A 14,902-nucleotide genomic window follows, 5' to 3' on the forward strand; every position below is an offset into this window, starting at 1 on the left:
TCAGTATGCTTTTAACTCTTCTGATTCGATAATCATATGGTACATTTCTCTTGTTGGTTCCATCGGTTCGATGCCCAGCTCTTCTTCCAAAATAGAAGCACATTTGTCATACCATTTGATTGCTTGGGGGCGGTTATTGTTCTGGTAGTAGCTATACATTAACAGGCGATAAGCCTCTTCCCATGTATTATCAATTGCTAAAATCTTTTCACACCAGTCAATACATGCGTTGAATTCACGGAGTCTAACTGCTACTTGTGCCATTTTTTCAGAACCTCGCAGGTAAATTAATTGCAGTCGCTCACGTTCCGTTAAACACCAGTCCGTAAACCGGAGATCTGCCAAATACTCGCCTTCATACAATGCTAAGGCCTTAGCCAATTTTTCCTTGGCATGCTTTGGGTCGCTCTCTTCAATTCCGCGTATTACTCCTTCTTCAAATATATTACTATCTAATTTGTAACCTGAACCCGGGTTCAAACCGTACGCACTGCCTTTTCGTTTTATAAAAAAGGATTCTTCACGCGCTTTTCGCTTTGTTTCTAATGCTTTTAATAAAGCATTCAGGGTAACTTTAAATGTTTTATTTGCAGCCTTCTCATCCTGGTCCGGCCACAGTTTTTGAAGGATTTCCTCTTTGGAAATGAGCTTATCCCTGCTCGTTATAAATAACTCAAACAGCTCCCTCGCTTTTCCACGCTGCCAATCACTGCTTTCAAGCTGCTTATTTCCTAACCAGACCTTAAATTGACCAAACGTTTTAATTGTTAACGTATAGCCTGGATGACTTTTAATTGTTTCATCAAATCCAAGTTCATGAAGTAATCTAGATACAAGCGCCGGCTCGATATCCAGTTGTTTAGCCTTTAACAGCATAGGAGCAATATTTTGCACATCAGTCGGACCAAAGGTAGTCCTTTTTTTAAGGAAAAAATCATATTCTTCTGTTTGTAGTTCTCTCAGAAAGAGTTGTATCTCCTGTTTAAACCGTTCATCATCTTCCTGTTTAAAGGCGATAAATGTATTCCAGAATCTGCTGACTAACTTCCCATAACGATCACCACATGATTTAAACTCTCCATGAACCTCTATCATAACTTGTGACGCTTTATCTAAATCATGATTATAAATTTCAGTAACTCCCATACCTAACTTAATCATTGCGCTAAGCCAGCGATCTTTCACTTTTTCAGTCTCACGCAACCCTTTATTTGCTGTTTCTATAGCTTGATCGTATTGTTGCTTTTTTCCATAAAGGATTGCTAAGCCCATATACGGCTCCGCTTTACCTCGTGATACGTTAATTTTCTCCATGATATCCAAGGCGGTCTCATAACAATTTATTGCCAAATCAGATTCATAGTGATCCGACAACTGAACAGCATGGCCCATTCGCATCCATCCACATGCCTCAACAAACGGAGATTGAATATTCAACCCTAACTGTATACCATCACTCGCCAGTCTTTTACTCGATTCGGCTTCACCCATAAATGCTTCGATAATTGATAGCAGAATATCTGTTTCACGATGAGACTGTGGTAAATGTTTTGTAGTTTTTGCGTGTTGCTTGCGTTGATATAGAATCTCTCGGGCTTTTGCAAGTCTGCCAGTTCGTAAGTAAATTCGGGCTTGAAGGTTTCCTTCTTCCAATGGCAGATTCAATTCTTTTGCACGATCAAACCAGGACTCTGCCTTCATTGCCTGACCGGCATTTATTAGGTTTTCAGCCATCAACTGATACAGTCTTGCCATCTCTTCTTTGCTTGCATTTGACTTCTCTCGCATCTGAATTGCCTGATTTACATAACGTTCTGCAATGTCGGGCTGAATGGTATCCAGATATATTCGTGCCATCCCTTCAAGTGCAATGCCGGAAATATAGTAATCTTCTTTACTTCGTTCCAGAATTTGTTTATAGTTCTGCTCAGCTTCCGCATAGGATGACCGGTAACGCTCTATTTCACCCTGATAGAAATATAGAATCAGATCCTTTTCTTTAAACTTCTCCGGAAGCTCGGATAATACCTCGTATAAATGCTGCAGCCTTCCTGTTCGAAGCAATTTTGATCCTTGTTTTTGTAGGATGCTAGCAATCTCATTAAATGCTTGTATTTGCCGATAATGGTATAAAGCTGTTTCCATATGAAATATTTTTTCGTAGTATTGTGCCGCGCGTTTATGTAAATCTTTGAATTCGCTTGGATACGTTTTTTGCAGGCGGTTTTCTAAAAAAGCTTTGAATAAGGCGTGATAACGATAGTGACTCCCCTCACCCTCTACAATAAACAAATTTTGCTCTACCAATCCTGCCAGAATTTCCTCTGACCCGTTAATCTGTAACACATGATCACTAACATCAGGTGATAAAACATCAATAATGCTCGATTGTAATAAAAATTGTTGCATAATCAGTGATTGCTTTGATAGTACTTCGGATGCCAAATAGTCGAATAAATCCTGCAATGATTGCTGGCGATTTTGAAGAATAGCATCTATCGATGATTCTGATTGCATATGCTGGATAAACATACTAAATGCGATTGCCCAACCTTCAGTCAGCTGATGAATTTTTTGTAAATCTTCTGATACAAGGTTAACTTGATAGATGTCTTCTAGAACATGATGCATTTCATCAGATGAAAGAACTAAATCAGCCTGTGGAATGTCGAGCAGGTCACCCTTGATCTTTAATTTCGGTAATACATCCCATCTCGGTTTGTTCCGACTGGACAATATAATATGGAGATTCTCTGGAACATGATCAAGAAGCAGTTTTATCCATTGCTCAATTTCATTTGAATTTTTCACATGATGGAAGTCGTCCAAAATTAATGTAACCTGCTTACTCATTTCCATAACCTCATTAATAAAGGATGAGGTTAGAGACCATATTTGTTCGTCGCTAATATAATTATCCAAGTCCTCTAACTCATTTAAAATTGACTTGCCAAATGCCGGATATTTTAACTTAACCGCATGAATGAGTTTATTTATAAAAGGAAGGATATCATCGTCGTTCTGGGAAATGGAATACCAGCATGCATTAGGACTAATGTCATGCACAAATAAAGCCAATGCTGTACTTTTTCCGTACCCTGCTCCCGCATGCAATAATGTGAGTGGATACCTATTTGCATTAATCAGCTTTCGATTTACTTTTGCGCGCCTGACAAACCTGTCTTTTATCGGAGGTGGACTAAGCTGGCTATGTATGATTGGTATTTTCCCCATACTTTCCATACCCTTCTTTCAAAATTTCTATCTCCTTTATTTTAACATATGATTTAAAATTCAAAATAATTTATTTAGCCTCCCTATATGTGATATATTTTACTTATGTAATAATTTTAGAAAAATTGACGTATTTTCAAGACTTAATGTGGATAAGCCTTAGTTGCGCTTATGCAGTAAGGAAGCATAAATCCTTTTTTACTTGCCAAAGAAAACAAAAGTATAATTAAAAAGTCATACCGACACAGACAGAGACAAGGGGATCATAATGAGAAAACATCTATTTTGGGTTATACCATCCATCATTATTGCAATTGGTACTTTAAGTGTTTTTTATCAAAATATTACAAATGCATCAGAGCCTCCCGATGAAAACTGGAGCAGGGCTTTACAAATTGGGACAACAACGGTAACCAATGGGATTCCCTTTCAAAAGACGAATGAAGAAAAACTTACCATTCAGACTTATGAAGAGGGACAGCTTTTGACTAAGACATTAGATAGTAATTTTGAACTGATTAATAAAAATTCGTATGATATTCCGTTTGATAAATGGACACAAGTGTCTTTCAAGGGAAATAATCTGATTTACCATGATTACAAGCATATTTATGACCAAGAAGGCAATATAATCGTTTCCGATGCCAGGCGATTCTACCCATTAAAGGAAACTATTCTTTACATAAAAAATAATTCTTTATATCAGCTTAGCCAAGCTGATAAGACATCAAATAAACTGGTGGATTTAAAAGATGGTACAGATGAAATCATCCCGTATGAGGGAAAACAGGGGTTATACTTCATGACCGAAACTTCCCTTAATAATGATGTTGAGATTAACATTTATAAGGTTAATGCCAATAGAGCTGAACAGGTCCATCAGGAGAAATTCACGATTACTTTTGGACAAACAATCAGCAATATTGATTTTGCTCTTAATGGCCAGGAGCTAACCTACACATTTGAAACACGGCAAAAACAATCCAATGGACCACCACAATTTTACACATACTTTAAACAAGTGACTTTAGGCAGCAACGAAAAGAAACCACTAGAGCAACTGGTTTTCAGGGATCCTGCAGGGAGTGGTTATCTTAGCGAAGTATCTAATATCAATGTCTCTTATCGAGATGGTAACCCTCATTTCCTATTTAGCGGAAACGGGTACACTCAAACAAAATATAATGACAATACTGCATTTAATATATATTCTGCCTCTATGTCAGACAACGGGCACTTGGAAGTCTCTCGGAAAAGTAATACTCCTGATGTATCAACGAATCCACGATGGCTGGATGAATCAACAGTTATATGGCTTGACCTGGAAGGGGAATCCGCTAAAATTAACGTTTCCTCCAGCAAACCTGCAATAATTGATAAAGCACCTATGCTAACAATAGATGACTGGATCAGGGGCCTTGGCAAAACGCTAGGTATGATGTCTATGACATTAATCACGATATCTATATCAAGTATCTGGTTTATTTGGCCCGTAGTGTTCATAGTCATCATGCAGATGTCAAAAAGTAAAAAGTTGGACGAAGATCCGCCATGGGTGTTTTACACAGGGATAGGTATTTACATGTTAGCGGTATTCATTTTTAAGGACTATATTTTTGTTCAGTCCATCTTTGCAAATACACCTGATTACCTGTCGTTTAATGGCAGCTCGTATGTATTTATTCTGCTATCAGCTGTAATTGCATACGTTGCAGCACAATCAACAAAGAAAACTAGGGACTGGAAAGCGTCGGCTAGAATTTCCTGTTTTGTCGGAGCCCACATTTTAATGCTGCTGTCATTTTTCGGACCATATTTTATTTAAAGTATGAGGCTGGGACATACTTATACGTTCAACTTTAAAGACGAGTAACAACAAATAGGATGTTTTGAACGTTCGTTTTCAATAAATTGTGAACTAGTGGTTGTGTGCTATAATGCCGCTACGGAAATACACTTCGCGCACCTATGGCGGCTGTTGAGCCTCTTCGTGCTGACGCACTCAGATGTCTCATCTAGGCCTTTCCTCCCCCAGGAGTCTACGTGTGTTTCCTACGCTAGGATTTGCTCATTATAACTTGATAAAATAACAAAATGTACATTGTGATGGATAAAGAGTAAATTCTTTTAAACCATTTAAACTAGCAGCTGGAATATGCGAGACTCCTGTGGGAAGAACAAGCTAGGCGAGACCCCGCAGGCGAGGTACGAGCTGAGGAGGCTCGGCACTTGCCCACGGAAAGGGAGCATATTCCAGCTGCCTGGTTAGAGAAACTTACAAATTCACTAATTCGCGGTTTTATATCTAATCATCACAAAAATAATCCGAACTAATTTAAATTCTGTTTCAAGAATTTTGAATCGTAGTTCGGATTTTATCTTGACTAAAAAATTTTGCTCAAAACTTTTTGAAACACTTTTAAGGCTATTTTCTAATATGAAAATCATTTATTTCCTTATGTATTCGTGTTTATGTTATAGTAAAAAACAATCATTAAAGAACAATTGGGGGGAATCGAGCATGACAGACCAACGAAAGAAAGCCACATTTGCAGGCGGATGCTTCTGGTGCATGGTTAAACCGTTCGATAAATGGGATGGGATTCATGGGGTAGTGTCTGGATACACAGGCGGACAGACTGCCAACCCAACCTATGAAACTGTAAAAAGTGGAACAACTGGTCACTACGAGGCTGTTGAAATTACTTATGATCCTTCGATTATTTCCTATGAGACAATTTTAGAAGTATACTGGCGTCAAATTGACCCGACCGATGACGGCGGACAATTTCATGACCGCGGTGATTCATATCGGACAGCTATTTTTTATCATAACGAGGAACAAAAAGAGCTAGCTGAGAAATCCAGGCAGTTACTCGAAAGTAGTGGAAAATTCTCCAAACCAATTGTAACCAAAGTCCTGTCAGCTACTACCTTTTATCCAGCTGAGGAGCATCACCAGGATTACTACAAAAAAAATGAGGAACATTATTTGCAGGATCGAGCTAAGTCGGGACGCGATGAATATATTGAGGATGTATGGGAGAAGTAGATGACTAAATCTGCTTCTATTTATTTTCCGGTTGAAATTTCTGATATCTGGTTGAAGTTCCCGATATCCGTTTAAAGGTTCACTTATGCTCTTACCTGTCCAAAAAGTTTATTTGTGTACTCCAAGTATAGTATAATTAAACTTTGACAACTATAGGGAGCGAATTCAATGCCTAATAATCAATCATTAACACCCTTGAAAATGTTATTATTCAGTTTTCATGCTACAAATACAATTATCATAAGCTTTTTGCCATTGTACCTTAACTATAAGGGATTAAACGGTACAGAAATCGGATGGGTGCTAGCAGTCGGTCCTTTAGCTGCAATCTTTTCACAACCTTTTTGGGGCTATATGAGTGATAAATATAAAACCGTCAAAAGAATGCTGATAATTTGTATTTTTGGATTGCTGATTAGCAGTATTTTATTTTTCCAAATGGATGGTTTACTTGCGATTATACTGATGGGATTTGTATTTTACTTTTTCACATCGCCGATAGGAGCTCTTGGTGATAGCTTGGCTCAACGCCGGGCAGATGATTTACATATTTCATTTGGAACAATCCGAACTTGGGGATCAATTGGATTTGCAACCTCTTCTTTAATTGTTGGGGCGGTACTTTCAGAAATTGGCGTTCAATATATGATATGGCCTTACTTATTTTTTGGTGTAACAGCGTTAATTGTCGCGTTTCGCTTAACCGATGTGAAAGTAGAATCTGATCCTATACAATTAAATGATGTAAAGCGATTAGCCAAAAACAAGCCATTTATCATTTTTCTGTTTATGATTATGTTTCTTACAATTTCACACCGGGCAAATGACAGTTTTATTGGGTTATACATTGCTGAACTTGGTGGTGGCGAAGGATTAGTTGGCATAGCCTGGTTCATTGGTGTTGCAAGTGAGGCAGCAGTCTTTGCTCTGGCTGGTCGATGGTTCAGAAAATATCATACGCTAGTATTTATTATTTTTGCTGGAACTATCTACAGTCTGCGTTGGTTCCTGTATGCTGCAGTTGATGATCCGATGTACATCCTTGCATTACAGTTTTTACACGGCTTAACTTTTGGCATATTCTATTTAGCATCATTTGAGTATATCACCCGATTAATTCCCAGCATATTACAGTCAACCGGACATCTCGTGTTCTATTCCGTATTCTTCGGCGTATCAGGGATCATTGGATCCTTAACTGGCGGGGCGTTAATAGATTCGTATGGTGGTGGAACATTATACTTTGTACTGGGTTGTTGTGCATTATTCGGAACTATATCTCTAACTGCATTCCACCTGTTACCATACGGCAAAAAAGCTCAAGGCTAAAACAAAAGCGCAAGCGCCTATTCAGCGCCGTATGGACTGCGCTCAGCGCTGCGGGTGGATCGACGTTGTCGCGCAAAGCGGCGGTGTTAGTCGATCTTCCTTTTCCCGTGTGAGATAAAGGATACACGAAGAGCGTAAACTGCCCCACAGGACGTGGGGTAGTTCGACGTTGCCACAGGATGTGGTGGTTTTAGTCGAACATCCTTTATTTCTTATCGTAGACACGGGGAGGGAAGTCCACTAGGCGCTATGCGCATGCGCTGGACGTCGCTGATTCAGAAGTCCAGTTATCCACAGCACTTAAATTTTATAATTTCCTACTAAAACAAAAGCGAAACCATCCGATGAGATGATTTCGCTTTTTTCATTGTCTTCTAGCTTAGGAAAATAAAATAAAGAATAAATATAACAAATAATACATACATAACCGGATTTATTTCTTTAATACGGCCCTTTAATATCATCGTGATCGGGTAGAAAATAAACCCAATAGCAATCCCGGTTGCGATACTATACGTCAATGGCATCATGACAATCGTTAAAAATGCTGGCACTGCAATTTCAAACTGATCCCAGTCAATGTTTTTCAATGTTGATGACATTAACACCCCAACGATGATCAGTGCTGGTGCAGTTACTTCTGCAGTCACGACACTCAACAGAGGCGAGAAAAATAATGCCAGAAGGAAAAAGCCTGCTGTTACTATTGAAGTGAAACCAGTACGACCACCTGCACCCACACCTGCAGTGGATTCAATATAAGATGTTGTTGTGGAAGTCCCGGCAACCGAACCAACAACCGTTGCTGCTGAATCAGCAAAAAGCGCCTTTCCTGCACGCGGAAGCTTATTATCCTTCATTAATCCTGCCTGATTAGCGACAGCCACTAGTGTCCCTGCTGTATCAAAAAAATCAACGAATAAGAAAGTTAAAATAACTACTAGCATTTCAATTGTAAAAATATCACCAAAGTGAGTGAATGCCTGACCAAATGTTGGTGCTAAGCTGGGAACTTCCCCAACAATTCCACCAAGACCTGACGGCGGATCAATCAGATTAAAGATAATTCCTGTGATAGCAGTTAAAACCATACCATAAAAAATGCCACCTTTAATATTTAAGGTTAACAGAATAACAGATATTATAATTCCAAAAATCGCTAGCAGTACAGTTGGTGAAGTTAAGTCACCCATTCCGACTAGTGTTGCGTCATCACCCACAATTATCCCTGCATTCTGAAAGCCTATAAATGCAATATATACTCCAATTCCCGCTCCAACTGCCATTTTTAAATTTGCTGGAATAGCATTAATAACTTTTTCGCGAAGTCCAGTTAATGTCAAAACAATAAAAATAAGTCCAGAAGCCAATACGCCAGCTAGAGCAGTTTCCCATGGTATTCCATATCCAAGCACTACGGTATATGCGAAAAATGCATTTAATCCCATACCAGGTGCAAGCGCAATTGGATACTTTGCAAATACACCCATTATTAATGTACCGAAAGCTGCTGCAATGGCGGTTGCTGTAAATACCGCACCCTGGTCGATTCGTGTAACCCCCTCTGGCAACTCTTCTATACCAACCAAAGCAAGTGTTGAGGGGTTAACAAATAATATATATGCCATAGCAAGGAATGTTGTTAGCCCTGCCATAAATTCAGTCTTGTAATCTGTTCCCAATTCTTTAAAACGAAAGTACTTTCTCATTGCTTTTCCTCCTCACTCTATCTCTTAATATTTCGACTTATCACCGAGCCTTTATATAGATAAGCCTTAGTTGCACTTATACTTTCTTGACAATAAAAAACACCCTTGATGGACAAGAGTGCTACAAAACTATGCAGGAAAAAGTAATTTGGCAAAGATAGATTTTTCTCAGCCTAATTACTATAATCCGCGTAGTCAGACCATTTACGGTAGTCTGGTAGAAACTCTGGGCCATATCCCCGAAATTATACGCAAGATGCCTATTCAATTATCAAATCTACGACTATATTACTACCTCAATTCGACAAAGTCAACTAGAAAACGAACATTTCTTCACATTACTAGTTAATTGTACGTTTATTCCCATTCAATTGTTGCAGGTGGTTTGCTTGTAATGTCATAAACAACCCGATTAATGTGCTCAACATCATTTACAATTCTTGTCGATATTTTTTCCAGAACATCCCATGGAATCCGTGCCCAATCCGATGTCATCCCATCAATAGAGGTAACTGCTCGGATGCCAATTGTATAATCGTATGTGCGGGCATCCCCCATTACACCGACACTCCTGATATCAGGAAGGACTGTAAAGTATTGCCAAATATCACGATCCAATCCAGCTGCTGCAATCTCTTCACGTAGGACAGCATCAGATTCACGAACGATTGCCAATTTATCGTCTGTCACTTCTCCCAACACTCGAATAGCAAGACCTGGCCCAGGGAAAGGCTGTCGCCAAACAATTCCCTCAGGTAATCCGAGCTGCAAGCCAAGTTCTCTTACTTCATCTTTAAATAAGGTGTTCAATGGTTCAATTAATTCAAACTGCATATTCTCTGGAAGACCGCCAACATTATGGTGTGATTTAATTGTTTGTGCTGTATCTGTACCACTTTCAATAATATCTGTGTAAAGTGTGCCTTGAGCAAGAAAGTCAATATCCTTCAATTTTGCTGCTTCATCATCAAAAACATAGATAAATTCATTTCCAATAATTTTACGCTTCAGTTCGGGATCATCGACACCCTTCAATTTAGATAAAAACCGGTCAGTAGCATCAATTTTAATAATATTCATATTAAAGTCATCTGCAAATGTCTTCATGACATCCTCCGCCTCATTTTTGCGAAGTAACCCATGATCTACAAAAATGCATGTAAGCTGATCACCTATAGCTTTGTGAATAAGTGCTGCAACAACAGATGAATCAACCCCTCCACTCAAAGCACACAATACGTTTCGATCACCGACTTTTGCTTGTATTTCTTCTACTTCCATATCGATGAAGTTTTCGATTGTCCATTCACCATCACATTCACACACATCAAAGACGAATTGCTTCAGTAAATGATTTCCGTATTCAGAGTGACGAACCTCAGGGTGAAATTGGACACCATACAACTTACGATCATTATCGCTCATGGCAGCTATAGGTGTTGATGGGCTAGTTGCATCAATTTGAAAAGACGCAGGTACTTCCATCACTTTGTCCCCATGACTCATCCAAACAGTCTGATTTTTAGGTGCATCATTGAATAATATTGGGTCATGTGTTAGTTCAATTAACGCTTTCCCATATTCGCGATTTGTAGCTTTAGCAACACTACCCCCGAAATTCAGAGCTATTAACTGCATGCCATAGCATATACCTAAGATTGGAATACCCAATTCAAAAATTTCCGGGTCACATCGGAAACTGTCCTCATCATAAACACTGTGCGGGCCTCCTGATAGGATAATTCCTTTTGGGTTCATTTTTCCGATAGCATCTGCTGTTAACTTGTGTGAGTGTAATTCACTATACACACCGTGCTCTCTAATCCTTCTTGTGATTAGCTGATTATATTGGCTGCCAAAATCAAGTACTAAGATCATTTCATTACTTTCCATATCAATCACTCCTATCCATTTACAAACTATCGATAAAGACAACAATTTTATCCATATTAGAAAACTTGGCATTCGCCAAGCCTTTGGGCGAATTGCCTTAGTTGCACTTATGCAGTAAGAAAGTAGTTATACTTTCTTAACTGCTAAAAAACCTGGACCTACCTACTGTGCAGTATATCTAAACTACACAAAGGCAGAATCCAGGTCGACAAATGAGCATACCTTCAGAAATTCCGCCTTCATAGTCAGAGCATTTACGGTGCTCCGGTAGATACTTTCGAACCATATTATCGAGGATATACGAATGGCGTATTTATTTTATCAAAATTAATATTAACCTATTCTACTAATCAAAAGAAGGTCGGTCAAGCCATTACACGCTTAATTAAATTTTTCCATAATTGGCGTAAATTTGCTGCTTCCTGATTTTCCAATTCATTTTTATACAGGATACGTTCATAGTGATTTGTTAATTGCCTCATAGTAGTTGTGCCATAAAGTGAGTCAATCCGTTTAGAATACTCTCGTAATGTCTGATCAGCATTTTTAGAAAATCCATTATATGCCAATACTTTCAGTAAATGATGATATGCTTCCTGGTATGTCTTCGCATCACCTTTATTTTTAATCTTCATGTGTAAATATACTGTCTTCCAGCGAAATCTTGTTCGATAAATGATAAATGAGATAAGAAGTATTACAGCAGATCCAATTAGAACATACCACCAATTCACGTTAAAATTGATCGTATTACTGGTAGATGTAGGTGTTTTTGTTTCATTCTCTTCTGGAAGCTGCTGCTGCTCAGATTCTGTTTCTGGTGCCACATATTCCTCATCATTATTTTTTTCTTCCGAACTATCCGGGTTAAAATGAAATTCTGCCATATTAGAAAATCCTTGTGTAGGCTCAAATGGAACCCAGCCTTTATCCGGAAAATAAACTTCAACCCATGAGTGAGCATTTGCATTCGTTACCTCATAAATATCATAGGATTCCTGGCTGTCCCCCTGTTCAATTACCTCTCCACTCGTAAAGCCCTTGACCCATCTTGCAGGTATATCAAGTGACCTGAGCATCACTACCATCGAAGTAGAGTAATTATCACAATACCCAACCTTGGAATCAAATAAAAATTGATCCACATAATCCTCGTTTTCACTTGGGACAGGGACATCACTGATTTGGTACGTAAATCCGTTACTGCTAAAATACGATTCAATTGATCTTGCTTTATCATAGCGGTTATCATCTTCAGCAGTAACTTCTGCTGCCAATTCACCTACTCGATCTGGTAATGAATCAGGTAATTGTGTAAAACGTTCGTTAAGACTAGCTGGATCTTCATCGCTTACTTTACGCAATTCATCAATAGCAAATGACGGCCGGTCATACGTAATGGCGTAGTTATTTAACCTTAGACTATTTCCCTCAAGCTCTGTTCTGATTTCTCCAAATTGACTATCTAGCATTAATTCAACATCCTGTGATGTTTCTACACTGCTGATGCCGTATGGATAAATCAGCTTTTCCATATTGTTATTACCTTGAAAATCAAGCGTAGTAGTAAACTTCTCTGTTTCCACACTATCTGAAAAAGTCTCAAGTGAAATAGCATTATTTTGCTGTAGTTCATACTGTGAATCCTGCGATTTTTCCCAGCCTTTCCCAGTATAGACATCCTTCGTTTCTACTCGCCAGTAATGGTCATCTTTGGCAGCCGCCTGAAATACTGGGGTATAATCCTGTACAAAGGAACCACCAAGACGTGAATCATTATTTCCGTATCCAACTTTACTGATTCCTGATCCAGTGTCTGAACTTCCTGCATTCTCAGCAGTACTTTTCAGGAACGGAACTGGATCAGGCCACTGTGGATCAAATTTCGGTGCAGCATATCCTATTAACGTGGAAAACAGTACGATAGTTATTAAGGGAACAACCCATATTGATGATTTTTTTACCCACGAGAAGCGAATTGCTTCACGATCAATTTCCTTAAAAAAGTTTGTCATCCCTAATGCAACAAACGATACGATGAATGTACGAACAATTGCAGCATCTGCTTCATATACCGTAAATGTATCCAGAACAGTTATATAAATAATAGTAAGCAGAACAAATAAGAAAATCCGTTTCATAACAATGAACCAATAATGCAGCAGATAGCTCATTAGCCAGATTAAGAGTAAGAATAATACACTGCGGAATAATGGCGTTAATTCATACCATTGCTGTGAAAACAACACATTGATATTAAACGATATTTCCATAAATACCTGGTCGAACCATAATCTGCTAAAAAGAGGGTGAATTAAAAATAGACTATTAATAATAAAAAGCAGCCCAAATCCTTTTAAAGGCATGGAAATATACCATTGAATCTGAATCATTGAGATAAAAAAGCAAAACATTGTAAACAAAATAAAAACGGTTAAGTTATTTACATCTCCAATGATATTTACCGGATAAAGCCATTCCAGAAATAAAACAAATGCACATATATATAAAATAGAGGTGTATAATAGTGGGATTTTCATTTTCATGATACATTCACCTCAATCTTTTTCTGTACTAATTGTTTTTCAGTAAGGACATTAATAACAACACCTTCAAAACGAAGCTGCTGGATCGTATTGTGTTCATTACTTGAAATAAGTGTGGATGACTGTATAAATAGTACAATCACACGTTTGGAGCGCTGTTTTATCTTTTCAATTGACTCTCTGAATGTGTCGTCCATATGAGTTGTAACTAATATCATGTTAGCTCCCGATGAAATCTTGGTTGTTTCCTCTCTTAATATCACCGAAAATGGCCGTTCCCCTCCAGGCTGCAGTCTTGTTAAGTGTTGCCTGATCAAATCCTTTTTGGCTGGATCATGGTGCATAGGAAAATAGACCACGTTTTCCCCAATTGACAGAAAGCCTACTTGCGACGCCTGTTTCCGGATCAATTCTACTAACGACATTGTCAGCTCAATTCCTGCTTCAAAAGCCAGTTCATTTAATCCACGATAATAGCAACTATCCATGATAACTATTGTATCTGTACTTTTTTCTTGTTCAAATTCCTTTGTAATTATAGTGTTTTTCTTTGCTGTCTGTTTCCAATCAATCCATGAAAATTTATCACCAGGCATATATTCACGAATTCCTGTTGCGACGTTTGAATTCTTTAAATTCATCGCATAGGAAGATATAGACCCTTGTTCATAGCTAGTGATACTATCTGTAATGTGTATCGGTCGTTCATTCGGAAATGCTATAACTTGATCTGACAGATAAAAAATATGCTCTTTTTTGACAAAACCAAATACATCTCCAGTTCTTATGCGTAAAGCTTGGAGTTGATGTTCACCACGTGGTACTTGCTCGATATAATAGGGCAGTTCGATTTCACGACTGAACCCTGGAAAGACAATCTTCTTTATTTTACGGTTCACTTGTAACTTATTTGGCTTATCCATGTGACGGTACTTCTCATTCTGATTATCCACTTTTTGCAGCGTATCCGGGAAAATTTCCTCACAGATACAATAATATAAGGGGTAGGGGATAGACCTCTTTATTTTCACCGTTACAGCTATTCGCCCTCCAGCTCGAGTGACATGGTGCGAGAGTCTTCGTGTAACATGCCATTTTTTAATTGGGTAAAATAATAACCCTATGAGGTAAAGGAAAAT

The 14,902-nt window shown here is 38.4% G+C and carries 8 protein-coding genes and 2 riboswitches; of the genes, 3 read left to right on the top strand and 5 right to left on the bottom strand.

Annotated elements, in window-relative coordinates:
- Positions 1 to 3,234, bottom strand: a complete 3,234-nt coding sequence (locus ACE1TG_RS11680) for an AfsR/SARP family transcriptional regulator (protein ID WP_375052565.1) — start codon at positions 3,232 to 3,234, stop codon at positions 1 to 3.
- Between the two features lie 268 nt (positions 3,235 to 3,502).
- Here ACE1TG_RS11680 and ACE1TG_RS11685 point away from each other — a divergent pair, with 268 nt between their 5' ends.
- From ACE1TG_RS11685 to ACE1TG_RS11695, 3 genes are all read left to right on the top strand, one after another.
- Positions 3,503 to 5,059, top strand: a complete 1,557-nt coding sequence (locus tag ACE1TG_RS11685; RefSeq protein WP_375052566.1) for a hypothetical protein — start codon at positions 3,503 to 3,505, stop codon at positions 5,057 to 5,059.
- A gap of 696 nt (positions 5,060 to 5,755) precedes the next feature.
- On the top strand, positions 5,756 to 6,286 hold the full coding sequence (msrA, locus tag ACE1TG_RS11690) for a peptide-methionine (S)-S-oxide reductase MsrA (RefSeq protein WP_375052568.1): 531 nt from the start codon (positions 5,756 to 5,758) through the stop codon (positions 6,284 to 6,286).
- Between the two features lie 168 nt (positions 6,287 to 6,454).
- Complete coding sequence (locus ACE1TG_RS11695; RefSeq protein WP_375052569.1) at positions 6,455 to 7,615, top strand: MFS transporter; 1,161 nt, start codon at positions 6,455 to 6,457, stop codon at positions 7,613 to 7,615.
- Positions 7,616 to 7,989: 374 nt separating this feature from the next.
- Here ACE1TG_RS11695 and ACE1TG_RS11700 read toward each other — a convergent pair whose 3' ends face one another.
- From ACE1TG_RS11700 to ACE1TG_RS11715, 4 genes are all read right to left on the bottom strand, one after another.
- A complete protein-coding gene (locus ACE1TG_RS11700; protein WP_375052570.1) occupies positions 7,990 to 9,324 on the bottom strand; it encodes an NCS2 family permease in 1,335 nt (444 codons plus the stop codon).
- 172 nt (positions 9,325 to 9,496) lie between these two features.
- Positions 9,497 to 9,597: riboswitch (purine riboswitch) on the bottom strand.
- Between the two features lie 84 nt (positions 9,598 to 9,681).
- Positions 9,682 to 11,217 (bottom strand): glutamine-hydrolyzing GMP synthase, encoded by a 1,536-nt coding sequence (gene guaA / locus ACE1TG_RS11705; RefSeq protein WP_375052571.1) that lies wholly within the window; start codon positions 11,215 to 11,217, stop codon positions 9,682 to 9,684.
- Positions 11,218 to 11,439: 222 nt separating this feature from the next.
- Positions 11,440 to 11,541: riboswitch (purine riboswitch) on the bottom strand.
- A 41-nt stretch (positions 11,542 to 11,582) separates the two neighbouring features.
- A complete protein-coding gene (locus ACE1TG_RS11710) occupies positions 11,583 to 13,763 on the bottom strand; it encodes a transglutaminase TgpA family protein (protein ID WP_375052572.1) in 2,181 nt (726 codons plus the stop codon).
- Entirely contained in the window at positions 13,760 to 14,716 is a 957-nt protein-coding gene (locus tag ACE1TG_RS11715; RefSeq protein ID WP_375052573.1) for a DUF58 domain-containing protein, read from the bottom strand. Before ACE1TG_RS11715 ends, ACE1TG_RS11710 begins: the two co-directional genes overlap by 4 nt.
- Positions 14,717 to 14,902: the final 186 nt, after the last annotated feature.

Source organism: Virgibacillus sp. JSM 102003 (assembly GCF_041949995.1).
Classification (GTDB): domain Bacteria; phylum Bacillota; class Bacilli; order Bacillales; family Amphibacillaceae; genus Lentibacillus.